We start from the raw sequence: 25532 nt of genomic DNA on the forward strand, positions 1-25532 counted from the left end.
CATTTTTAAACAATATATTAGATGCTAAGTAGAAAGGAAATGGTTCCTTTGATACCTAAAATTTTAATAGTAGATGACGATCCACACATTAGAGAACTCGTTTCTGTATTTTTAGAACGAGAAGGTTTTCAAACATATGAGGCAATTGATGGAGTAGATGCACTTCAGAAAATGGATGACGTAAAAGTCGATATGGTTATTCTTGATATCATGATGCCAAATATGGATGGATTTGATGTATGTTTTGAATTAAGAAAATACTATGATATCCCGGTTCTGATGCTAACTGCCAAAGGGGAAACATCACAAAAAGTAAAAGGATTTCACCTTGGGACAGATGATTATCTTGTAAAACCATTTGACCCTATAGAATTAGTAGTGAGAGTAAAGGCATTATTGAAACGTTACCAAATTACAGTTTCCCAATCGATTCAAGTTGGAAATGTATTATTAAATCGTAAAACATTCGAAGTTACATCTGGAGAACAAACGGTTACATTACCGTTAAAAGAATTTGAGCTGCTCTTTACTTTAGGGTCTAAATCGGGAAGAACTTGTTCGAGAGAGCAATTAATTGAAGAAATATGGGGATATGATTTTGAAGGGAATGAACGTACACTAGACGTTCATATTAATCGGTTACGTGAGAAGTTTCAAGAAGAGCAGTCGAAATTTAGTATTAAAACAATAAGAGGATTAGGGTATCGCTTAGAGGTAAGTAAATGAGAAAAAGAAAACGAATGAGTAAGTTGAAGATGCTGAAAGTATTTGGAGCGGTATTAGCGCTCTTTTCTTTTCTTACTATAATTTGGTCTATCGCATTTTATGTAGTAACTAGTATATTGAATGCTTTTGACGTAAACGTATCGCCGTTTGTTGCCTTTCTAATTAGTAATATGGTCGGTTTTGTATTTATTATTCTTATTTGGACATTGATTGGAATATTAATGAGGCCAAAACGAGAGGCAATGATTTGGACTATTATTGAACCGATACAAAAAATTGCAAAAGGAGACTTCTCCGTAAAAATACGAAATGAAGAAAAGTATGATGGCGAAATTGGCGTGCTTGTAAAAAGTATAAATGATATGACAGATGAACTGAATGCGATGGAGAAAATGAGACAAGAGTTTGTATCAAATGTTTCTCATGAAATACAGTCACCATTAACTTCTATAAAAGGATTTGCTAGAGCACTACAAGACGATAATCTTTCTGAGGAAAAAAGAAAGCATTATCTTACCATTATTGAAACTGAAACAACGAGATTATCTAAACTAAGTCAAAATTTACTAAAGCTAACTCTTTTAGAATCAGAAGAATATATACCAGAAAGAGTGAGCTATCGATTAGATCAACAATTAAAGCAAATTGTGTTAAATAGTGAACCACTCTGGGCTGAAAAAGAAATTGAGTTAGAACTAGATTTAGAAAAAGTACATGTTATTGCTGACCAAGAAAGTATGAGTCAAGTGTGGATTAATTTAATTCATAATAGTATTAAATTTACTCCAAGCGGTGGTACGATTACTATTCAGTTAAAGGAACATGAGACAGTAGTGGAAGTGCGTATCCGTGATTCAGGAATTGGTATATCAGAAGAACAGAAACAACATATTTTTGAGCGTTTTTATAAAGCGGATTCTTCACGAAATCGTGCCTATGGAGGAAGTGGCTTAGGTTTAGCTATTGTAAAGAAAGTAATCGACCTTCATCAAGGAGAGATAAAAGTGGAGAGTGAGGAAGGAAAAGGTACTGAATTTATTGTGCGTATGCCGAATCATGAAGAGAAATAGTGTTAGAAGGAGAACCTTCTAACACTATTTCTCTTTAAAAATGCATTTACCGTTACTGCAATTATATTGAAAAGCTTTTCCTTCGCTTTTTATACTCATACACTCCCCTATGCTGGATTTGTTTTTATTTTACATGAATAATGGTAAAAAAATGAAACTTATAAATAAAAACTTTCTATAGTTACCTACAAGTAACCTACGCACATGAAAGTGCATCATTGCCTTTTTACATAAACATAGATACAATTTTAATATAATACATAACTGAGATGATTAAGGAGTGTTATACTTGGCAGAATTATTACAAGGTAAAAATGCTTTAATTACAGGAGCAGGTAGAGGGATTGGTCGCGCTGTAGCAATCGCATTAGCGAAAGAAGGCGTAAATGTAGGCTTATTAGCTCGTTCAGAAGAAAACTTAAAAGCTGTAGCAAAAGAAGTAGAAGCAGAAGGTGTAAAAGCTGTTATTGCAACTGCTGATGTTTCTTCATATGAAGAAGTGACGACTGCGATTGAAACGTTAAAAAATGGTTTAGGATCTATCGATATTTTAATTAATAACGCTGGTATTTCTAAATTCGGTAAGTTTTTAGAACTAGACGTTACTGATTGGGAAAAAATCATTCAAGTAAACTTAATGGGTGTATACTATGCAACTCGTGCAGCTTTACCGAGCATGATTGAACAACAATCTGGTGATATCATTAACATTTCATCTACAGCAGGACAAAAAGGTGCACCTGTAACAAGTGCATATAGTGCTTCTAAATTTGGTGTCCTTGGCTTAACAGAATCGTTAGCGATGGAAGTTCGCAAACATAACATTCGTGTAACAGCTTTAACTCCAAGTACAGTAGCAACTGATATGGCTGTAGATTTAGGATTAACTGATGGAAACCCTGATAAAGTAATGCAAGCAGAAGATATTGCAGAATTTATCGTAGCGCAGCTGAAATTAAATAAACGTACATTTATTAAATCTGCTGGGCTTTGGTCTACTAATCCATAGGAATTAAATTTAACTTTAAAAGAAGGGATATCTATTCTGTAAGGGGTAGATGTCCTTTCTTTATTTTTTGTATTCGAGACAGAATTTTCGGTATAATTAAAAGTGAATGGTAGAAAGCATTGGGAAATTGAAAGGGATGGCAGTTGTAAAAGAGTGATGTAAGGAGGAAAAAGGGATGAAAAAGAAGTTTCAAAAATTATAACATGTATCGTGTATAACGAGATTAGCTCGTGGACCTCCAATATACATAACACTATATTATATATTAAAAAATTGGAGGATATAAGTAGATGAGAACTGAAAAAGAAATGTTAGACGTAATTATAAATATAGCAAAAGAGGATGAAAGAATTCGAGCAGTTATCATGAATGGATCGCGTGTAAATCCAAATGTGAAAAGAGATTGTTTTCAAGACTATGATATTATGTATGTTGTAAATGATATACAATCTTTTACGTCTAATCATAATTGGGTTCATAGATTTGGAGAAATAATGATAGTACAAATGCCAGAAGAAATGTCGTTAGTTCAACCAGATGAAGATGGGAAGTTTCCATATTTAATGCAGTTCATGGATGGGAATCGGATTGATTTAACGCTAGTTCCAGTTGAGTTAATAAAAAAGTTCGTTGGACAAGATAGTTTAAGTAAACTGCTTCTTGATAAAGATAATTGTATGGAAGGATTCCCGCCAGCAAGCGATAAGGATTACTTAATAAAAAAGCCTACAGAAAAAGAGTTTTTGGATTGCTGTAATGAATTTTGGTGGTGTAGTACAAATGTGGCAAAAGGGTTATGGAGAGAGGAACTTTCTTATGCAAAAGGAATGCTTGAAGGACCAGTGCGAGATATGTTCATCGTAATGCTAGAATGGCATATTGGTATGAAAACAGACTTTACAGTTAATACAGGGAAGTTTGGAAAGCATTTCGAGCAATATATTGAAGAAGATATGTGGGAGCAATTTAAAAGGACATTTTCTAATGCTGAATATGAAAACATATGGGAGTCATTCTTTGTCATGAGTGATTTATTTAGGGAAGTGGCGAACGAAGTCGCTAACACGTATGAATATCAATATCCGCAAGAAGATGATGATAAAGTGACGAACTATTTAAAACATGTGAAAACTTTGCCAAAAGATAGTACATCAATTTATTAATAATATAAAGCAGTAAGACTGTCCTAATTAAGGACAGTCTTATTTTTGTTTATGAATAACAATTTCTCTAACAAAGTGCAGATGAATCACATATGAAAATTTAGGGAGGTTTTTTATCATGTATTATTTTTATTCGCCACAAATGTTTACTCCATATCAATGGGGACTAGAACGAGATGTTTCGTATGCTTATATGCCATATAACTCACTTTATTATGGAGAATATATAAGCGCATTGCCATACGCATATATCCCTCAAAGCTATGAAGTACAAATGAAAGCAGATGATCGTGGATCGTGGACACCATTTTCATGGGTTGAAAAATATGCGTACGCATTTTCAGGACCGTATAATAAAGCGGAAGTAGCTCTTACATTTGATGATGGACCAGATTCAGAATTCACGCCAAAAATATTAGATAAGTTAAAACAACATAATGTAAAAGCTACTTTTTTCTTACTTGGTGAAAACGCAGAAAAATTTCCGAACGTAGTAAAGCGTATTGCAAATGAAGGGCATGTAATTGGTAATCATACGTATAGTCATCCGAACTTAGCGAAAGTAAATGATGCTGAGTATCGTAATCAAATAATAAAAACGGAAGAAATATTAAATCGTTTAGCTGGTTATGCACCGAAGTTTATACGTCCGCCATACGGTGAAATACTTGAAGAGCAATTGAAGTGGGCAACAGAGCAAAATTTTATGATTGTACAGTGGAGTGTTGATACAGTTGATTGGAAAGGTGTAAGCGCTGATACGATTACAAATAATGTATTAGGGAATTCATTTCCAGGAAGTGTCATCCTTCAGCATTCAACACCAGGTGGGCATTTACAAGGATCTGTAGATGCACTAGACAAAATCATTCCGCAGTTAAAAACGAAAGGGGCACGTTTTGTAACACTTCCAAGTATGTTCCACACATCAAAAGAAAGAAATTGAATGTGTTATAAATTTGAAAAAAGGGTCATGTCGTATAATGAAGGTGTAAGTTAGGAGGGGATATAATTGATGTATGCACTAATAAACATAGGAATGAGTATTTTAATAGGTACTATATTTATACTTGCGGCAATTGTTCTTCAAAAAAATCCACCGACCGATATTAATGCGGCATATGGTTATCGTACGAAACGATCTATGAAAAATAAGGAATTATGGGATGCGGGTAACAGGTATAGTGCAGAAGTGATGAAGCAAAACGGATTCATCATGATGTTAATTGGAAGTGTTATTAGTATACTGTTTAGATATCCACATACAATAATAGCGATTATGGTGGTTATGCTGTTATTAATTATTCTTTTATTTATACAAGTAGAGAATAAATTAAAGATACTTGAACAATAATAAAAAATAGGACTCTACGCAATATTATGCTAAGAGTCCTATTTTATTTATAAACTATTATTTTTTAATAATTCTTTTCCTTTCTCTATAACAAATTCATAGTATGCAAGATCATATGGATAAATATCATCAAAAGTTATCGTTATCGGTTTATTGCTCAAAACAGAAGTAGCTGTAAAAGATGAAATTTCACCATTTAATAGTTGTAGAAAAGAAGTTGCATGTACTTTCATCACATCGTCTACTTCTTCACCTGGTGCGAATGGAAGTGGATTGATGACATTGTGAAAATACATATGACAAAATTCACGATCAGTAAGATTTGAAATTTCATAATCTATTTTAAAGATTCCTTTGTATACTAAATCAGTAGTTTGAAAGGAAAGCCCCAATTCTTCTTCGATTTCACGAAGACCACCAATTTGTACATCTTCATCATGCATAATATGTCCAGCTGAAGTAATATCCCATATAAGTGGAGCTTCTTTTTTATTTTTAGAGCGTAATTGGAAATATAAGAATATATCTTTAGCATCTTTTTCTACAAACCAACAATGAAATGTTTCGTGCCAATCACCGTCACGATGCACTTCATCGCGTAATTTCTTCCCAAGTGTATTTCTTTCAGAATCAAATATTGTTAACCACTCTGTCATTTTAATTCCCCTTTCTGCAAATTTTATTATACAATATTCGTATTGAATTTTGGGAAAATAAAGAAAAAGAGGCGATTATAAGTGGAGATAGAGCGTATGGAAATAAAATCGATTATTTCAACAGAGGAAGAGTTACGGAAAATATTGGGGAAACCAAGTGAGCGAGCATTGAAAAAAGTTATTTCATCATTAGACCACCATGGTGTAGATTTCCTTTCTAAATCTCCTTTTCTAGTATTATCTACTGCAAATAAGTTGGGGGAGTGTGACGCCTCGCCGAGAGGAGACGCACCTGGATTTGTATACGTACTCAATAATAATAAAATTATCATTCCAGAAAGGCCAGGAAATCGTCGTATAGACTCCATTTTGAATATTATTTCAAATCCACGTGTAGGACTAATCTTTTTTATTCCAGGTCTTGGGGAGACACTTAGAATAAATGGCCGAGCGTATATTACAAACGACGAAGAAATTTTGAAAGAAATGCAGGCGAATGGACGTAATCCGTTGCTTGGAATTGTTGTTGAAATAGAAGAGTGTTACATTCATTGTGCAAAAGCGTTTATTCGTTCGAAGATATGGGATCCAGAATCTTGGTTAAATAAAAAAGAGTTACCTTCAGCAGCAAAAATGTTGTTAGAGCATGCGAAAGTGAATGCTTCAGAAGAAGATGTTGCACGTTCTTTAGAAGAAAGTTATACAAAAAGATTGTATTAAAAATTTTATTGATATAATTTTGTAAGGTGAGTATGTACGGGTTTTAGAATGGGGATTTATCCCGCATTAACGGGCAGTAACACCCCTACCTCAAAATTCAGCGAAAGCAAAGAAGTTAGGTGGGGATCAACTGCCCGTAAAAGCCCGATTGGTGAAGGCTAATAATCAGTGGGGATGAACAAAATCCCCACTGATTAAAGTTTCACTTTATATATGAACCGTTGATTTATAAACTGGAGAAATGACAAAATAGGTAAATTGAGTGGCAGTTGCATAATGCTATTGTGAAATATAATAAAAAATTATTTTGAAAATAGTTAGTAAAAATAGGCTTGCTTTTTAAAAATTTGATAACTATAATAAGTTAACAAATAGACATGAACGAAAAAGTAATGATAAGGACACGAAATCATTTTTACGGTTTACAGAGAGGGAAGCCAAGGGTGTGAGCTTCCTAACACGAGAAATGATTTTACCACCTTTGAACTTCAATAGTGAACGAGTAATCTAGTAATTATTGGCGGTATCAGCCGTTATCTGAACTTGAGCAATCTAGAAGGAGATACGTCTAGATTGGAACAAGGGTGGAACCACGAAAACACATTCGTCCCTTTCCTAGGGATGAGTGTGTTTTTTATGGTATAAGAGATTGAAAATTTAAAATAATTAAAAAATAGTATTGATTTTGTTTTTTATGCGAGTATAATGAGTTAACAAATAAACATGAACGAAAAAGTAACGATAAGGACACGAAATCATTTTTACGGTTTACAGAGAGGGAAGCCAAGGGTGTGAGCTTCCTAACACGAGAAATGATTTTACCACCTTTGAACTTCAATAGTGAACGAGTAATCTAGTAATTATTGGCGGTATCAGCCGTTATCTGAACTTGAGCAATCTAGGGAGAAATACGTCTAGATTGGAACAAGGGTGGAACCACGAAAACACATTCGTCCCTTTCCTAGGGATGAATGTGTTTTTTTTATTACTTTGAAAGGAGGTGCGGTAACATGAAACGATTTATAAGTACGGAAATAACCACCACCTGCATGACAAAAAAGCAGAGTAAGGTGATTTATAGATGTAACAATTAAACTTTTAGGAGGAGATTAGAAGATGAATAACGTTATAAATGTTGGGGTATTAGGTTTAGGTACGGTCGGAAGTGGTGTTGTTCATATTTTGAAAGAACATTATAAAAAAATCGCACTTGATACAGGATACGAAGTGAAAGTGAAAACAGTCGTTGTACGTGATTTGGAAAAAGAACGCGATGTTTGTATTGACGGAATTGCAGTAACAAGTCATGCAGATGAAGTTCTAAATGATTCAAATATTGATATTGTAGTAGAGGTAATGGGAGGAATTGAAGAAGCAAAACAGCATATTGTTAAGGCTTTACGAAATAAAAAACATGTCGTAACAGCAAATAAAGATTTAATGGCTGTATATGGTGCAGAGCTTCTTCAACTGGCGAACGATAATGATTGTGATTTATGTTACGAAGCGAGTGTAGCGGGCGGTATTCCAGTGTTAAGAGGATTAACGGATGGATTAGCTTCAGATCAAATTGAAAAAATAATGGGAATTGTAAATGGTACAACAAATTATATGTTAACAAAAATGAGTCAAAATGGATGGTCTTATGAAGAGGCTTTACAGGAAGCACAAAAATTAGGCTTTGCAGAATCGGATCCGACAGCAGATGTAGATGGACTAGATGCGGCGAGAAAGGTAGCAATTCTTGCAAACTTAGGTTTTTCGATGAATGTTTCATTAGATGATGTGCAAGTAAGAGGGATTCGAAAGGTCGAAAAAGAAGATTTACAAATGGCTGAAAAGTTAGGATTTACTATGAAGTTAATTGGTAAAGCTGAAAAACAAGGACCAGCCATTCATTTAAGTGTAGAACCGACGCTTTTACCGAGCCAGCATCCATTATCAAATGTGAATAATGAATTTAATGCGGTGTATGTCCATGGCCAAGCGGTAGGCGAAGTGATGTTTTATGGACCCGGAGCTGGGAAGTTACCGACTGGTTCTGCTGTAGTAAGTGATATTATTTCAATCGTTAAAAATATGAATCAAGTTCCGAAAAATAAAAGTGCGTTAAAAGAACCAGTTCCTTATGAATTACAAGGTGATGAAGAAGTAGTTTCGAAATATTTCTTACGCATTTCATTACAAGATGAGCCTGGGATGTTACAAAAAATAACAGAATGTTTCGTTAATTATTCTGTAAGTTTAAAAGAGGTTATTCAATTACCTTTAAACCGTGAACTGGCAGAAGTCGTTGTTGTGACACATCGAACTTCCAAGTATCAATTTGAACGAGTTTTAGAAGCGATAGAAGCTGTCGCAAGTGAAATAAACAGTTACTACATTATTGAGGAGGAAAAACAATATGTATAAAGGACTATTAAAACAGTATGCGTCTTATTTACCGGTGAATGAAAATACACCTGATGTCAGCTTAATGGAAGGAAACACACCACTTATTCCATTATTAAATATATCAAAACAATTAGGGATTCAGCTATATGGTAAGTACGAAGGAGCGAATCCGACAGGTTCTTTTAAAGATCGTGGTATGGTTATGGCAGTTGCTAAGGCGAAAGAAGAAGGTTCAGAAGCAATCATTTGTGCATCAACAGGTAATACATCAGCGTCAGCTGCAGCATATGCGGCACGTCTTGGGATGAAATGCATTATCGTAATACCAGAAGGAAAGATTGCACATGGAAAATTAGCGCAAGCGGTCGCTTATGGAGCTGAAATTATTTCAATAGAAGGGAATTTCGATGATGCGCTTAAGGCTGTAAGAAATATTGCTGCAGAAGAGCCGATTACGTTAGTAAACTCAGTAAATCCTTATCGAATTGAAGGGCAAAAAACAGCAGCGTTTGAAATTTGTGACCAATTGCAAAATGCACCAGATGTTCTAGCTATCCCTGTTGGGAATGCAGGGAATATTACAGCGTATTGGAAAGGCTTCTGTGAATATGAGAAAGAAAAAGGTTATAAAAAGCCAAGAATTCATGGCTTTGAAGCGGAAGGAGCAGCTGCAATTGTAAAAGGGCATGTAATTGAAGAGCCTGAAACAATTGCAACAGCGATTCGCATCGGTAACCCAGCAAGTTGGTCGTATGCAGTAGAGGCTGCCGAGCAGTCTCGTGGTGAAATAGATATGGTATCAGATGAAGAAATTTTACATGCGTATAGGTTATTAGCAAAAACTGAAGGAGTTTTCGCTGAACCAGGATCAAATGCTTCATTAGCCGGCGTAATTAAACATGTTCAATCTGGGAAAATCAAAAAGGGAGAAACAGTTGTTGCGGTATTAACTGGAAATGGTTTGAAGGATCCTGATATCGCTATTTCTTCAAATCAACTAGACATCGCAAGTGTGTCAAATGATATAGAACAAATTAAAGATCATATTAAAGGGGTGATTATGTCGTGATACCATTTAGCGTTCGTGTCCCTGCTAGTACGGCGAATGTTGGTCCTGGATTTGATTCAGTTGGAATAGCTTTGTCATTGTATTTAGGTGTGGTGGTTAAAGAAAAAGCTGATAAATGGCAAGTAATCCATTCCTTTGAAGAATCAATTCCGACAGACGATAAAAATTTAATCGTTAGCACGGCATGTAAAGTATGTCCTTCTATATCACCCCATATAATAGAAGTTACTAGTAATATCCCATTAACGAGAGGGCTAGGAAGTAGTGCATCAGCGATTGTAGCTGGGATAGAGCTTGCGAATCAACTAGGCAATTTGAACTTAACTGCTGATCAAAAAGTTCAAATTGCTACAAATTTTGAAGGACATCCTGATAATGTTGCTGCTTCTATATTAGGTGGAACTGTAATTGGAGCACTTGATGGAAAGGATGTTTCCGTCGTAAGAATTGAGAGCAAGGAATTGGGTGTAATTTCTCTCATTCCGAATGCAGAATTAAATACAGATGAAAGTCGATCTGTATTACCAAAGATGTTTCCGTTTCATGAGGCAGTTAAAGCTAGTGCGATAAGTAACGTATTAGTAGCTGCATTATGTCAAAAGCGGTGGGAAGTTGTAGGTGAAATGATGGAGAGAGACCATTTTCACGAGCCATATCGTTTAGAACTCGTACCGTTATTACCATCTATTCGTAAATGCGCAAAAGAATTTGGTGCGTACGGCACAGCACTTAGCGGTGCGGGACCATCTATTTTTATATTAACACCATATGAGAAACGTCAAGAAATCGCTGAGCAATTAGCGAGAGTATTTACAGATATGAAAGTATGTGAGCTTGAAATCGACCATAAAGGTATTATTGTAAATAAGGAAGAGCATATTGGATCGTAAAGAAAGCTGGCATGGCTAGCTTTCTTTACGTTGCAAACCTATTTTAAATTAGGTTTTTTCGGAAAAATATAAAACAAATGTTGATTTTGAATAATGGAAGTAAAGAGTGCATTCATTTTGGAGGTGATTAAATGAATAAAGAGTCACCAGAAGAAAAAAGAGAGCGTATGAGACAAAGTGAATTAAAAAGTAATCCTACGGGTTCTTTACGTGACGGACTCAATAGAGCGGAAACGGGTAGTCCAGTTGATATAGCAGGCGGTATGAATCGGAAAGGTACAGGAATAATCATTTTAGTACTACTTTTAGGATATATTGTATACACTTATTTTTTCAGTTGAAGAATGCTTGTTAAAATTTTGATTTGTTTAGTTTCATAATTGTTGAGAAAAAATGTAGTTACTGTATTACATATCTTCTAAGCGAATTATAGTTGTTCATATCAACTTTTAATACTCCAAACAGAGCTAGCAAAATGCTAGCTCTATTATTTTTTGCCACATTCCTGTAACAAAGCATCTGTATATTCATTGGTGGAGGTGCAGAGGATGAAAAAAATGATAGCGATATGTCTTCTTACAACTATGTCGTTTTCGACTTTAGTCGGTTGTGACGTAAAAGGTAGTAATGCTGTACAAGAGTCTAAAATAAAGAAAGCGACGTATAAAGATTTTACTTATGATGTAAATCCAGAAACATTCACATTAACTGTAGAACATGAGGGGGCAAAGGAACAGGCATCACAACCCCTACCGAAAATGAAGGTATCGAATGTAAAAAAAGAAAAGGATCGTACATCGTGGGAATATCCAGATCAAAAAGTAAAAATAAAATTAGAAAAGAAAAAAGACCACTTAAACATTGAAGTGGAATCGACTGGTGCAGAAAGCTTTACATGGCCGAAAGTAGAAGCTGAAAATTATACACTTCCGTTATGGGAGGGTAAGCAAATTCCGAGCAATGATGAGAATTGGAAGAAGTTTTTAAAGGATGATGCATATTCATTTGCTGAATCATTTTCTATGAAGTTTTTCGCATTAAATGGTTCGAGATATTCAATTGTATATATTGCAACGAATATGTTTAATAATGAATTGAAATTTCATTCGGATCCGAAAATAGGATTTGATTTTACACATGAATTTCCGAGCATAAATAAAAATAAAACATATGGATTTCAATTATATGTGACAAATAATGATGCGGTAAGCATTGCTAAACTGTATAAGGATGATATTGTTCGAAAAGGTGAATTTAAAACATTACAAGAAAAGGCTAGAAAAAATAAAGAAATCGAAAAGTTATATGGAGCGGCGCATTTTTATTTTTGGAATCAAAATGGTTTATTAGAAAATAATATAAATTGGCCAAAACTAAGGGAGCAAATAAATAGCCCGCTGTTTAGTCATATAAAAGAACTTATTCAAAAGAATAGTTCCGAGCCTGGGGAACTGAATGTATTGGATCAAGTAAGTAAACAAGATTTCATTGATAAGTATCAAAAAAATGTTATTTTACGTTATATAAACGAAGTATTATCGATGAAGGAATTTTATAAAGAGGATATTTTTCAAAACGTTAATCAGGAAGCTAGTGTGCTATTAAAGAAAGGTGTAGGTCACTTAACGAATACAGAATTGTATAGCTTAAATAAGCATTTATTAAAGTCGCTACTTGGTGATGCGGTTGAAGAGGTAAGTAAATGGGGTAATGCAGATGGAACGGATATATTAAAGGAAATGAAAGAGGCAGGAATAGAAAAAGCGTGGATTGGTCTGCCGAACTGGGAACAAGGATTTATGCAACCTAATTTCGTGACAAAAGCTAAGGAAATGGGGTATTTAGTTGGTCCGTATGATTCGTATCATTCCATTCACGAAAAAAGTGATAAAAATTGGAACACAGCATCCTTTAATGACCCGTCATTATACGAAGAGGCTACTGTAACGAAGAAAAACGGAGAAAAGGTGCAAGGCTTTTTAGGAAGAGGTCTCAAGTTAAATCCGACTTTATCGCTGCCTAGTGTAAAGGAACGCATGAATGATATATTACAAAATGGTCCTAAATATAATTCATGGTTTATTGATTGTGATGCGACAGGTGAAATTTACGATGACTATTCAGCGAAACATATAACGACACAAGAGCAAGATTTAAAAGCACGTTTAAAACGAATGGACTACATTGCGCAAGAAAAGGGTATGGTCGTTGGTTCTGAAGGCGGAAATGATTTTGCTAGTAGTACGATTGCATTTGCACATGGAATTGAAACACCTGTTATTAAATGGGACGATGAAGATATGCGGAAAAATAAAACAAGTCCGTATTATGTAGGTGGATATTGGTCACCAAATCAAAATGTGCCTGAAAAATATGCAAAACAAGTACCATTGAAAGAAGAATATAAACAAGTATATTTAAACCCAGTATATTCGGTACCATTATATAAATTAGTATACAATGATTCCGTTATTACAACGCATCATTGGGAATGGGGAAGTTTAAAGGTAAAAGATGAAGTTGGAAATCGAATGCTGTCTGAATTATTGTATAATGTTCCTCCGTTGTACCATTTAGATGAAGTAGAGTGGAATAAGCATAAAAAAGAAATTACAGAGCATCTAAAAGTTTGGAATGAAGTTCATGAAAAAGCAGTAAAAGAAGAGATGACGAATTTTGCGTATTTGTCAGAAGATAAGCTAGTACAATCTGTTTCTTATGGAAAAGATATTAAAATCATTGTGAACTTCTCAAATGAAGACATGGAAGTAGAAAAAACGAAAATAAAAGCAAAGTCGGCTTACATTGATAATCAGGGGAAGAAAAGCGTGTATACGCCGTTTGAGAAATAATAACGTCAAATATACTGTATTCATAGAGATTTTATAATTAGCTGGATTCTTTATTCATATCGTTTGTTAAGAAAAAGACATCCTAATTTAAAATGAAAGAGTTAATAAATTTGTAAATTCATATGTTGCGAAGTGCTAAATTTTTGAAATTGGTAAATAGTGACTTGCCAAAAATAAGTACGAGAGTATAATGTGAAATGGAATACGTATTGGGTTTAAGTAGTAACCTTACAAAATTGTAAGGTTAGTGAAAGGAAATTCAATATGAAGATAAATAGACTTACATTATACTTGGTAAAGAGAAAGAGAGGCGAATGGGTATGAGCTCTGAATTAGAACAAAATACGAGAAGTAATAAAAAGCGTTCTAAAAGAAAGTCAATAAAATGGTTCATATTAATTCCATTTTTCCTACTTATTTTTGGAGGAGTAGGATATGGTTCGTTTATATATAATAAAGCAAAAGCTGTTGTAAATGATGCGTATGCAAAAATTGATAAGTCATCAAAGCGTGATAAAGAAGTTGAACCTTTAAAGGATAATATTTCAATATTAATCATGGGTGTAGATGGAAGTGAAATGAGAAAAAGCCAATATGGCGAAGCAGTTCGAACAGATGCACTTTTATTAGCAACAATTAATAAAGATGATAAGTCTGTTAAGCTAGTAAGTATTCCACGTGATTCACGTGTTTACATTCCAACTAGAAAAAAATTAGATAAAATTACTCATGCTCACGTATTTGGTGGCGTAGAAAGCACACGTGATACGGTGGAAAGATTTTTAAATGTCCCTGTTGATTATTATGTGAAGTTTAACTTTGAATCATTCGTACAAATTGTCGATTCAATTGGTGGTATTGATATTGATGTACCAGTTACTTTCACTGAACAAGATAGTAAAGACCAAGCTGGTATGATCCATTTAGAAAAAGGTTACCAACATTTAAATGGAGAACAAGCACTTGCACTTGCAAGAACGCGTAAAATTGATAGTGACGCAATGCGTGGACAGAGACAGCAACTTGTAATAGAAGCAATTGCTAAAAAAGCGATGTCTGTTCAATCAATTAGCAAAATGGGCTCTTTACTGGATGCGGTTGATAAAAATATGAAAACGAACTTAACATTTGACGATATGCTGGCCATTACAAAAAATATGGCAGGATCTAATTTGGAAATGGAAAAAATGCAAATAGAAGGTACAGATAAACGTATCGGTGGTATTTATTATTACATTCCAAATGAAAAAAATGTAAAAGACATTTCCAAAAAATTAAATGATCATTTAGGTGTAACGCCAAAATCAGTCCGAAACGAATAATAAAAAAAGATTGGCTTTTGCCAATCTTTTTTTATGGGAATGTATTTGTAACTTTTCTGTAACGATTTTTTAGTTTAGAAAAATTATACTCATATGTATGAGTATAATGGATAGGTAAAAAAGTAAAAGGACATATTCAAAATTTGTGGTAAGGAAAGATATCATATGCAGAAATGGTTAAGCATGATGGGAATTATCTTTATATTGACTGGATGTAAAATGTCTGAGGCTCCAACAAGTCTAATGGAAGCTCCTACAAATGAAAAATGGATTAATGAATTAAAGGAACAAATTGATAAAGATTTACCTGTTAATTATCGCTTACTTACTCCAATGTCTAACAAAGATAAACAGATGATTTGGTCAATGAATTTTAAACAAGATAATAAGAAAGAAGCCATCTTATTTTATAAATTGCCGAATGAAGATCATAGCGTATATTTAGCCGTATATGAAGAAATCGGAAATGGCTGGAGAATAAAGTCCACACATAAATTTGATGGTGGAGATGTAGATATCGTTGAAGTCGGTGATTTTACAGGGAACGGGAAGAGAGAGTTGTTAATCGGAATCTCTGTAAATCGTGAATCGTTAGAACATGTTATGTATGTTTTTTCGGAAGAAAATGAAGATATGAAGGAAATATATAATCGAAGTTATACGAAGTTATTCATAGAGGATCTAAATGAAAATGGACTGAAAGATATAAGCCTTGTTACATTTGAAAAAGATGAGAAGCTGACAGTTGAGTTCATGGAACAATTTAAGACTTTATCTGAAGTGTCATACGATCCATTTATAAATAGTATTCAAAGAATACAAATGGGTCGTATATCTAAATCACTAAAGGCGGTAGTAATTGATGCAGGAGTTGGCGCTCATTCAGGTATAACTTATGTAGCAAAATTTGATCAGGATCATTATGAAGTATTACCTATAGATGGGAAAGAAGATTTATTTAATGAATATGTTGTAGAAAGTAAAGATGTTAATGAAGACGGCATTATTGAATTTGTTCGTACTGTACGTCCAAAAGGTTGGGAAGATAAATCACATGGTGATAGTCCGCTTTTTGAACGTTACATACAGTGGAGTGAATCTGGAATTAAACCAATTGAAGAACGATATATAGATATAGAAAAAGGGTATTATGTGAAAATTCCTAAAGAGTTAATAGGGAAAATTACAATACCAGATCAGCAAAAAGAATCAAATTCTCAAAAGTTTTTGGATACAAGAACAAATGAAATATGGCTTGAAGTTCATATTTTTAAGCGGAAAGAATGGTTCAATATAAAAGGCTACAGCGCAGCAATTAAAACAGCTTCTCACGTATATGCAGTACCGAAGCAATCGAAATTTGAAAAAGTGAAAGCATATATAAAACCGCTAGCGGATTATCAACAAGAGTAGGAGGTGGGAATTATGTCAAAAATTTTAGTTTTAGAAGATGAATTAACAATCCGTAGCTTTATTGTTTTAAATTTAAAACGTGCTGGATTTTATGTAATAGAAGCTACTACTGGAGAAGAAGCGTTACAGATTTTGAGTGAACAAACTGTTGATATAGCACTGCTGGATGTAATGTTACCGGGGATTGATGGTTTAGAAGTTTGTAAGGCTATCAGGAAAGAAAATAAAAAAATGGGTATTATTATGTTAACCGCACGTGTACAAGATGAAGATAAGGTGCAAGGACTAGGAATAGGTGCAGATGATTATATTGCAAAACCGTTTAGTCCAGTAGTATTAACTGCACGTATACAGTCTTTATTAAGAAGAATAGAAGTACATGAAGAAAAAACGAATATTGTTACGTCAGGTCCATTTTCGTTAAATATTATAGAAGAAAGATTGTATAAAGATGGACAATTAGTCGATTTAACACCTACAGAGTATATGATATTACAGTATTTAATGAATCAGGCTTCAAAGCCAGTTTCGCGTGATGAAATTTTAAATATGATTTGGGGAACCAATTACGTAGGTGAAACGAAAGTAGTAGATGTAAATATGAGACGGTTACGTCAAAAAATAGAATGTAATCCATCAGAACCTGAATTTATTCTTACGGTGTGGGGAAAAGGATATGTGTGGAAGGAAAGTATAAGATGAAACGGAAAGTGACTCTATATTTTATGACGGTCATTACACTTATGCTTGTATTATTTGAAGTTGTATTTTCAGTTTCAATTTATCGATACTATTATAATGGTATTGTGCAATATATAGAGTCTCATGCGAAAACGAGTACACGTTTTTTTTCAGAATACAATTCACTATACTTTATTCGATTACAAGAATATAGTGGTGACATAATTAGTAGCTTTCAATTAGAAGGAACAGAATTACAGTTAATTGATCGTCACGGCTCGGTTATACAATCTTCAAGTGGTGAAAAGGTAGAAGGTAAAGTGAATATTCCACAATCATTATTAGAAGGTGAAATGTATAATCAAGTTACTACGAAAGGTAATAAAAAACAACTAGAGGTGCTAAGCCCACTTATACATCAAGGACAAACTATTGGTGTTTTAAAATACACGACTGTTTTAACAAATGTAAATAAAAAGATTATTGAAATTATTACGTTTACTATTTCTGTAGGTATTGTTATTTCAGGAGTTGCCTTCTTAATTAGTAGACGTTTGGCAAATTCATTTGTTGAGCCAATTGAATCCATTATTCAAGCCTCTTCACAAATTGCAGAAGGCACATTAAAGCAAAAAATTAAAGAAGATTATCCTGGAGAATTAGGTGACTTGGCACATAGTTTAAATTATATGGCCTATAAAATAGATAAGGCTGAGCAGATGAAAAATGAATTCATTGCTTCTATTTCGCACGAAATACGAACGCCTTTAACAGGAATTAAAGGTTGGAGTGAGACGTTAAAAACAGTAGATCATTTAACAGAAGAAGAAATAAAGCAAGGTATGGGCATTATTTCAGGTGAGACAGATAGGTTGATTCATTTAGTAGAAGAATTGCTAGATTTTTCAAGATTACAATCAAATCATTTTAATTTATATAAACAAAAGGTGCAATTGTACGATATACTAGAGGAGACGATTTGGCAATTAACTCCTAAATCGGAAGAGAAGGAAATTCAATTTATTACTACTATAGACCGAATTGAATTGATGGGAGATCGAAATAGGCTAAAGCAAGTTTTCTTGAATATTGTTCAAAATGCAATTAAGTATTCACATGAAAAAAGCACAATACACATTGAAGCGACTAAAATAGAAGGACAAGCAGTGATTAAGGTAAGAGACGAAGGGATTGGAATTGCTAAAGAACATTTACCATATATTGAGCAATCATTTTACCAAATTAATAATCATGCTGCAGGTGCAGGTATTGGTTTAGCTATCGTTAAAAAAATGGTAGAGCTTCATGGCGGTGCGCTTAGTGTTACAAGCAAAGAAGGAATAGGAACAACAATTTTGATAAAACTCCCATTATAATACAAATAAAATCTATTTATATGGTGAAATAAAAATAAATAGATGTATAATTATATTGGGCGATTTATATATAAGATTAATAGGGAGAGGAATTCGATAGAATGGAAAAAGCTTTAAAAATTAAACAAATAGTAGTCGTTTTAATAGCGATTGCCGCAGTAGCTATTGGGTATTACATGTTTCAATCAATTACTTCACCAGCAAAAGCTGTTGCGAAACAAGAAAATGTAGTGCAGCTTGCAAGTGAACAGCCGAAAGTTGAAATGAATAAAACGGCACCAAGTCGTTTTAATGGAAAAGAAAGAAAAGTTGCTTATCTTACATTTGACGATGGGCCAGGGAAATATACGGCTGAATTATTAAATACGCTAAAACAACATGATGCGAAGGCGACGTTCTTTTTAATTGGAGCGAATGTAAAAGAATTTCCTGATTTAGTGAAACGTGAAAATGCTGAGGGTCATTATGTAGGCATGCATAGTATGACACATAATTTCGCAAAGTTATATAAAAATGGCGAGTATGTAAATGAGATGAAAGAAGATCAAGGTTTAATCGCTAATATTATTGGGAAATCACCTAAATTAACACGTCCTCCATATGGTTCGATGCCTGGATTAAATGAAGGTCTTCGAAATAAAGTGGTAGAAGGCGGATTTAAAGTATGGGATTGGACAATTGATTCATTAGATTGGAAATACAATAAAATGCCAGTTGATGCAGCTGCAGCACAAATTGCTCAAAATGTATTAACAAACGCAACAAAACCACAAGAAGTAATTTTAATGCATGATATTCACCCGCAATCAGTTGCTGCTGTGCCAGCAATTTTAAAAGGGCTAAAAGAAAAAGGTTATGAGTTCGAAGCTTATCATGAAGAAAGTCACTTCCCAGTGAACTTCTGGCATGATAACCGTATGTAATGGAGGAATGAACGTTGAAGTATGGAAAAGTAGCAGTAGTTGGAGCATTATCAGTAGGACTTTTAACAGGTTGTTTCGGTGAAAAGCCAGAAGAAAATCTATATACAGCTTTTGAAACAGCAGCAACACAAGAAAAATCTTTAGTGGATGAAGCAAAAAAATTAGAGCAGTTAGAGAAACAAGGGCAAGAATTATATGCTCAAATTTTGCAAGAAGGTAAAGATCATAATGAAGCAGTTGTGAAGAAAATAGAGCAAGCTACTGCAAATGTAGATGATCGTGAAAAAGTATTGAAAAGTGAGAAAGAAATGCTAGAAAAAGCACAGAAGGAAACGAAATCTGTTCAAAGTAATATAGAGAAGATTGAAGATAAGAAGTTACAAAAACAAGCAAAAGCAGTAGAAGAGTCGTATAAGAATCGTTATGATGCATTCCAAAAGATGAATGAAAATTACACGAAAGTGTTAGCGACTGAAAAAGAACTGTATGAAAAATTAAAAGTAAAAGAAACGAAATTAAAAGAAATCGGTGAAAAAGTTAAAACTGTTAATGAATTAAATGTGGAAGCACAAAAGTCGAAAGAGCAGTTTAACAAATTTACAAAAGAGTATAATGACAGTAAATTAGCATTCTACAAAGATGCAGAAATTAAGATTAAAGATCAGAAATAAAGAAGAATCTAAAGTGTAATAAAAAGCCGGAGAAACATCGTTATAAATGTTTTTTCGGTTTTTTACGTTAAATGAATAGAAAAGACTGGAATTGATATCATAAAAGAGTTATAGTGAGTTATTCTAAGGGAAACATTGTAAAGTAAGGAGAATGGGAATATGTCATATGAATTTTTACTCAAATTAGGTTTAGCACTCTTTTTAGGATTATTCATCGGGATAGATAGGCAGCTAAAGAATAAACCACTGGGTGTGAAAACAAGTATGGTTATTTCTGTAGCAAGTTGTTTAATTACGATGGTTTCAATTGAATCTGTGCATGTATATTCTGTTCCAGGACATACAAATATGGATCCGATGCGACTGGCCGCTCAAATTGTTAGTGGAATTGGTTTTCTTGGCGCAGGTGTCATTTTACGAAGAAGTAATGACGTTATTTCTGGATTAACAACAGCTTCTATGGTGTGGGCTGCTTCAGCTTTAGGGATCGCAATTGGTGCAGGATTTTATTTACAAGCGACAGTTGCTATGGTTTTAATTATTTTAGCGATTAATGTACTTCCGCAACTTGTGAAAATTGCAGGACCGTATTCATTAAGACAAAAGGATTTATCTATAAAAATTACTGTTAAAGAGCATCATGAGTTAGATGGTATATTTAAGCAAATTAAAAATTTAGGCATGCATGTGAAACGCGTGAAAATTAAAGATATAGATAGTGGAGCATTTCAGCAACTGGAGATGGTTATTTTAGCTCCAGAAGATTTATATACAACAGAGTTATATAGTTCCCTGAAAGAGATTGATCGAGTAGTTTCAGTTGAAGTGGAAAGTAGATAATTGTGATAAAAAAGAGTGAAGTTCAAATTCACTCTTTTTTATTTGGATTTTTAAGGAATGAAATTGATATAATGATGAGTAATAAGGGGGGAGAAATGATGGGAATACATATTAGAAGAGCAATAAAGGATGATATACCAGGTATAGCAAAGGTGCATGTTGATAGTTGGAAGACAGCGTATAAAGGGATATTTGCTGACGAAATTCTAGATAATATAGCATATGAGAAACGAGAAAAACAATGGGAAGATATTTTTCAAAAAGAAGGTAATCATCAATTTAGATTTGTAGCAGAGAATTTAAATGGAGAAATAGTTGGATTCATCGATGGGGGAGTAGAAAGAACTGGTACATATAATTGTGATGGAGAATTATATGCAATCTACCTTTTACAACAGTATCAAGGAATGAAAATAGGACAAAAGTTATTTCAAGCTTTATTATCGGATTGTATAAACAGTGATATGCAATCACTTTTAGTTTGGGTTGTTACGAATAATCCTTCTAAAAAGTTTTATGAAAAATTTAACCCTGAAAAAATTGATACGAAATTTTTAGAGAGAGTAAGGGTAGAAGAAACATCGTATTATTGGAGAGATTTAAATTTGTTACAAAAACAAACAGCTATATAGATTTATACATATAATAATATTATGTAAACATATCATAGGGAAAGGTATACCTCATTTGGTGTACCTTTTTATTAATCCATCAAAAAATGGATTAATAAAAAATAGTAGGTAATTAGTTTGAAAGCAAGAAATTTTCTAGTGTACTTTTAACTAGATTAAAGAAAAGAAAGAAAAAAATAAAAATTTAATTTGATAAAAAAATTCTGAAATATACTCTTGAATTGAATATCATTATCAATTAGAATCATAATTGATAACGATATTCAATTATAATATGAAATTCCGATAGCGTTAATATAAAGAGGAGGAACTAACAGTAAGTGAAAACATAAGTAAACGTGGATATGCGTAATGAAAAATATAAGCTCGATGACTGCATGGAGAGAAATGTTTCAACCATCACCATCGCACACAAAGATAGGTTTTTCCGTTTTGATTATGATTGGTTTGATGGATTTCTTCATAAGTTGGGAGTCAAAGTTATCATTGTTACTAATGAAAGGTTGTCTCCACAAGAAGAGTTTGCTTAGTATTTGATATCTGTTATTCACATATTTAGTTGTAGGATATACAGATTGAGGAAATACAAAAAGAGAATGTCGGAGGATGAAGATCTATGAAAAAAGCATATCTAATAGAGATTAAGCCGACAAATGAACAAATAACCAAGATCCATCAAACGATTGGAGTGTGCAGGTATGTTTACAATCTATATCTTTCAAAAAACAAAGAGATATATGAATCCGAGGGGAAATTTCTTAGTGGCTATGAATTTTCTAAATGGCTAAACAACATTCATACAAAAGAATGTGACCAGTGGATAAAAGAAATATCAAGTAAAGCTGTAAAACAAGCGATTATGAACGGAGATAAAGCTTTTAAGCGATTTTTTAAAGGTTTATCTAAGTTTCCACGCTACAAGAAAAAGAAAAATGAAGATGTAAAATGTTATTTCCCTAAAAACAACAAAACAGATTGGATAGTTGAAAGACATAGAGTAAAAATCCCTACGATTGGATGGATGAGATTAAAAGAGTATGGATATATTTCAAAAGATGCGGTTGTAAAAAGCGGAACGATAGCTAAAAGAGCAGGAAAATATTTTGTATCTGTGCTTTGTGAATTGGAAGAAACAAAAGCGAAGCCAACACTCCATTCAACGGGTGTAGGCATTGATTTAGGCGTGAAAGATTTCGCTGTACGTAGCGATGGGAAAATTCACAAAAATATAAACAAAACAGGAAAAGTAAAAAAGATAGAAAAGCGGTTAAAACGTGAACAACGCTCTTTATCACGTAAATTTGAAAATCTAAAAAAGAGAGGTGAACACTCTGTTACTAATAAAAGAGCGAATATAGATAAAAACATTCTTAGGGTGCAAAAACTACATGCCAAGTTAGCAAACATTCGATTAGCGTATGTAAAGTCTGTTGTAAATGGTGTGGTGAAAACCAAGCCAACGTTTATTACAGTAGAAGATTTGAATGTGAAAGGTATGATGAAGAATAAACATCTATCTAAAGCGGTTGCTAAGCAGTGCTTTTATACATTTAAAACATGGTTATTGACGAAGTGTGAGGAATATGGAATTGAACTGCGTCAAGTAGACAGGTTCTATTCATCTTCAAAGCTATGTTCATGTTGTGGTCAAAAGAAAGTAGACTTAAAGCTATCCGACCGAGTATATGAATGTGACTGTGGAAATGTAATGGATAGAGATTTGAACGCGTCAATCAACCTTTTACAAGCAAAAGAATATATAATACTAACGTAAATAGATTGTATATATGTACGGTGGGCTACATCGGAATTTACGCCTGTGGAGTGTTACAGCAAACTGTAGTAGCGAGTGATTGGCGAGACAGGACACGTAGAAGCAGGAATACTCTAAGAATGTACATTTATCTATATTTTTAGTAGCAGGACCAACATGCAGCATGCGAAACAAATCGCAGAACATGCAACATTACAAAGCTTTTTAAACTGTTATTTAAGAGAAACAGGGAGTGGAGAATGGATTACAGAGGATGAAAGAATGAAAAGTATCTTCAGTAATACGTTGAATAGAGATACAGTCCCCACATATTTATGTTGTCGGCTATCGGCACAGAACGTTACTTTGTATGGAGAAGTTATATATAAATCATCAACAGATCGCCATTTGTTTGGAGAACAATTTTATTATCAAATTGGAGATAGTAATTCCGTTATTACAGCAGATTACGTTACAGTTATTACGTTTTTAATAAAAGAGATGTCGATCAACTACGGAGAAGGAACGAATCCTGCGGAACTTATGCTTCGAGTTATCCGTAGTTGTCAAAATATTGAGGAATTTACAAAAGAGAGAATAGAAGATACATCCGCATTATACGGTTTCCATACAACTTTTATAGAAGCGGAGCAGTCTTTATTATTTGGGCATTTAACTCATCCTACACCAAAGAGTAGACAGGGGATATTGGATTGGAAAAGTGCAATGTATTCTCCAGAATTAAAAGGGGAATGTCAGCTTCATTATTTTCGGGCACATAAAAGTATAGTAAATGAAAAATCATTATTATCAGATTCTACAACAACGATTATAAAAGAAGAATTAAGTAATGATGAGATGGTTAGTAAGGAATTTATAGCGAAGTACTGTAAGGAAGATCAATATGCATTAATTCCAATTCATCCGCTTCAGGCAGAATGGCTCTTGCATCAAGCTTACGTACAAGATTGGATAATTCAAGAATTGCTTGAGTATATTGGTCCTGTAGGTAAGTATTATATGGCAACATCATCACTAAGGACGCTATATCATCCCAATTCGAAGTATATGCTTAAGTTTTCATTTCCGGTGAAAGTAACGAATTCAATGCGTATTAATAAACTGAAAGAACTTGAGAGTGGTCTTGAAGGGAAGGAAATGTTAAATACGGCTATTGGTGAAGTACGAGAAAGATTTCCAGGATTTGATTTTATTTGTGATCCAGCCTTTATTACATTAAATTATGGAACACAAGAATCTGGATTTGAAGTGATTATTCGTGAGAATCCTTTTTATAGTGAACATGCAAACGACGCAACATTAATTGCTGGGCTAGTTCAAGACGCTATACCTGGGGAGCGTACGCGGTTATCGAATATTATTCATCGCCTAGCAGATTTAGAAAGTAAAAGCTGTGAAGAAGTAAGCTTAGAGTGGTTTAGACGATATATGAATATTTCTTTAAAGCCAATGGTATGGATGTATTTACAGTATGGTGTTGCATTAGAAGCTCATCAGCAAAATAGCGTTGTTCAGCTAAAAGATGGTTATCCGGTCAAATATTATTTCCGTGATAATCAAGGATTTTATTTCTGTAATTCAATGAAAGAGATGCTTAATAATGAATTAGCTGGTATTGGAGAACGTACTGGAAATTTATATGACGACTATATTGTGGATGAGAGATTTCGTTACTACTTAATTTTCAATCATATGTTTGGCCTCATTAATGGTTTTGGCACAGCAGGATTAATTAAGGAGGAAATTCTTCTCTCGGAATTAAGGTCTGTACTTGAATCATTCCTTCCATATAACCGGGAACCTTCTACATTTTTAAGAGAATTATTGGACGAAGATAAGTTAGCGTGTAAAGCAAATTTACTAACGAGATTTTTCGATGTCGATGAGTTAAGTAATCCATTGGAGCAAGCTATTTATGTGCAAGTACATAATCCACTCGTTAGAGAAGTGGCTGTTCGTTCATAAATAACGTTAAAATTTCACGTAATACAAATAAT

Annotated in this window: 23 protein-coding genes and 2 other annotated features; of the genes, 22 read left to right on the plus strand and 1 reads right to left on the minus strand. The window is 33.7% G+C overall.

Translation table 11 applies throughout. The features are described from left to right. Positions 1-48 precede the first annotated feature (48 nt). From hitR to ES895_RS07320, 6 genes are all read left to right on the plus strand, one after another. Positions 49-726 (plus strand): envelope stress response regulator transcription factor HitR, encoded by a 678-nt coding sequence (gene hitR, locus ES895_RS07295; RefSeq protein WP_000612414.1) that lies wholly within the window; start codon positions 49-51, stop codon positions 724-726. Then, positions 723-1796: an envelope stress sensor histidine kinase HitS gene (gene hitS / locus ES895_RS07300; RefSeq protein ID WP_135238252.1), complete on the plus strand. Its 1074-nt coding sequence runs from the start codon at positions 723-725 to the stop codon at positions 1794-1796. The genes hitR and hitS overlap by 4 nt, the downstream gene beginning before the upstream one ends. Positions 1797-2085: 289 nt before the next feature. Next, positions 2086-2805 carry a 3-ketoacyl-ACP reductase gene (locus ES895_RS07305; RefSeq protein ID WP_135238253.1) on the plus strand — a complete coding sequence of 240 codons (720 nt, stop codon included), beginning with the start codon at positions 2086-2088 and terminating at the stop codon, positions 2803-2805. 290 nt (positions 2806-3095) lie between these two features. Then, on the plus strand, positions 3096-3968 hold the full coding sequence (locus tag ES895_RS07310) for an aminoglycoside 6-adenylyltransferase (protein ID WP_001258542.1): 873 nt from the start codon (positions 3096-3098) through the stop codon (positions 3966-3968). 118 nt (positions 3969-4086) lie between these two features. After that, the gene (locus ES895_RS07315) at positions 4087-4914 is read left to right on the plus strand and encodes a peptidoglycan-N-acetylglucosamine deacetylase (RefSeq protein WP_000291225.1); all 828 of its coding nucleotides are present in this window, start codon (positions 4087-4089) and stop codon (positions 4912-4914) included. Between the two features lie 69 nt (positions 4915-4983). Continuing rightward, on the plus strand, positions 4984-5322 hold the full coding sequence (locus tag ES895_RS07320) for an SdpI family protein (RefSeq protein ID WP_000271092.1): 339 nt from the start codon (positions 4984-4986) through the stop codon (positions 5320-5322). 47 nt (positions 5323-5369) lie between these two features. Here ES895_RS07320 and ES895_RS07325 read toward each other — a convergent pair whose 3' ends face one another. Next, positions 5370-5978, minus strand: coding sequence for an NUDIX hydrolase (locus tag ES895_RS07325; RefSeq protein WP_000141382.1), 609 nt, complete (start codon positions 5976-5978; stop codon positions 5370-5372). A gap of 81 nt (positions 5979-6059) precedes the next feature. Here ES895_RS07325 and ES895_RS07330 point away from each other — a divergent pair, with 81 nt between their 5' ends. From ES895_RS07330 to ES895_RS07410, 16 genes are all read left to right on the plus strand, one after another. Then, positions 6060-6698, plus strand: coding sequence for a pyridoxamine 5'-phosphate oxidase family protein (locus ES895_RS07330; protein WP_000402139.1), 639 nt, complete (start codon positions 6060-6062; stop codon positions 6696-6698). A gap of 383 nt (positions 6699-7081) precedes the next feature. Further along, positions 7082-7313, plus strand: a binding site (T-box leader). A gap of 114 nt (positions 7314-7427) precedes the next feature. Continuing rightward, positions 7428-7659, plus strand: a binding site (T-box leader). Positions 7660-7814: 155 nt separating this feature from the next. Further along, positions 7815-9110 (plus strand): homoserine dehydrogenase, encoded by a 1296-nt coding sequence (locus ES895_RS07335; RefSeq protein ID WP_001066899.1) that lies wholly within the window; start codon positions 7815-7817, stop codon positions 9108-9110. Continuing rightward, positions 9103-10161, plus strand: coding sequence for a threonine synthase (thrC, locus tag ES895_RS07340; RefSeq protein WP_000276439.1), 1059 nt, complete (start codon positions 9103-9105; stop codon positions 10159-10161). Before ES895_RS07335 ends, thrC begins: the two co-directional genes overlap by 8 nt. Then, positions 10158-11051, plus strand: coding sequence for a homoserine kinase (gene thrB, locus ES895_RS07345; RefSeq protein WP_000612105.1), 894 nt, complete (start codon positions 10158-10160; stop codon positions 11049-11051). Before thrC ends, thrB begins: the two co-directional genes overlap by 4 nt. Positions 11052-11182: 131 nt before the next feature. After that, the gene (locus ES895_RS07350; RefSeq protein ID WP_001031481.1) at positions 11183-11392 is read left to right on the plus strand and encodes a DUF6366 family protein; all 210 of its coding nucleotides are present in this window, start codon (positions 11183-11185) and stop codon (positions 11390-11392) included. 207 nt (positions 11393-11599) lie between these two features. Then, entirely contained in the window at positions 11600-13903 is a 2304-nt protein-coding gene (locus ES895_RS07355) for a glycoside hydrolase (protein ID WP_135238254.1), read from the plus strand. Positions 13904-14223: 320 nt separating this feature from the next. Next, complete coding sequence (locus ES895_RS07360) at positions 14224-15225, plus strand: LCP family protein (RefSeq protein WP_001987131.1); 1002 nt, start codon at positions 14224-14226, stop codon at positions 15223-15225. 165 nt (positions 15226-15390) lie between these two features. Next, positions 15391-16638, plus strand: coding sequence for a hypothetical protein (locus tag ES895_RS07365; RefSeq protein WP_001174860.1), 1248 nt, complete (start codon positions 15391-15393; stop codon positions 16636-16638). Positions 16639-16650: 12 nt separating this feature from the next. After that, positions 16651-17340 carry a response regulator transcription factor gene (locus ES895_RS07370; protein ID WP_000036070.1) on the plus strand — a complete coding sequence of 230 codons (690 nt, stop codon included), beginning with the start codon at positions 16651-16653 and terminating at the stop codon, positions 17338-17340. Next, the gene (locus ES895_RS07375) at positions 17337-18695 is read left to right on the plus strand and encodes a sensor histidine kinase (RefSeq protein ID WP_000824531.1); all 1359 of its coding nucleotides are present in this window, start codon (positions 17337-17339) and stop codon (positions 18693-18695) included. The genes ES895_RS07370 and ES895_RS07375 overlap by 4 nt, the downstream gene beginning before the upstream one ends. Positions 18696-18796: 101 nt before the next feature. Then, on the plus strand, positions 18797-19618 hold the full coding sequence (locus ES895_RS07380; RefSeq protein WP_000409482.1) for a peptidoglycan-N-acetylglucosamine deacetylase: 822 nt from the start codon (positions 18797-18799) through the stop codon (positions 19616-19618). 14 nt (positions 19619-19632) lie between these two features. Then, complete coding sequence (locus tag ES895_RS07385; RefSeq protein ID WP_000873565.1) at positions 19633-20289, plus strand: YkyA family protein; 657 nt, start codon at positions 19633-19635, stop codon at positions 20287-20289. 159 nt (positions 20290-20448) lie between these two features. Continuing rightward, entirely contained in the window at positions 20449-21129 is a 681-nt protein-coding gene (locus tag ES895_RS07390) for an MgtC/SapB family protein (RefSeq protein ID WP_000119510.1), read from the plus strand. Between the two features lie 95 nt (positions 21130-21224). Further along, entirely contained in the window at positions 21225-21761 is a 537-nt protein-coding gene (locus ES895_RS07395) for a GNAT family N-acetyltransferase (protein WP_135238255.1), read from the plus strand. A 616-nt stretch (positions 21762-22377) separates the two neighbouring features. Next, positions 22378-23535 carry an RNA-guided endonuclease InsQ/TnpB family protein gene (locus ES895_RS07400; protein WP_000710469.1) on the plus strand — a complete coding sequence of 386 codons (1158 nt, stop codon included), beginning with the start codon at positions 22378-22380 and terminating at the stop codon, positions 23533-23535. A gap of 156 nt (positions 23536-23691) precedes the next feature. Beyond that, positions 23692-25500: an IucA/IucC family protein gene (locus ES895_RS07410; RefSeq protein ID WP_001163356.1), complete on the plus strand. Its 1809-nt coding sequence runs from the start codon at positions 23692-23694 to the stop codon at positions 25498-25500. Positions 25501-25532 lie beyond the last annotated feature (32 nt).

Source organism: Bacillus sp. 007/AIA-02/001, assembly GCF_004634455.1.
Taxonomy (GTDB): Bacteria; Bacillota; Bacilli; order Bacillales; family Bacillaceae_G; genus Bacillus_A; species Bacillus_A cereus.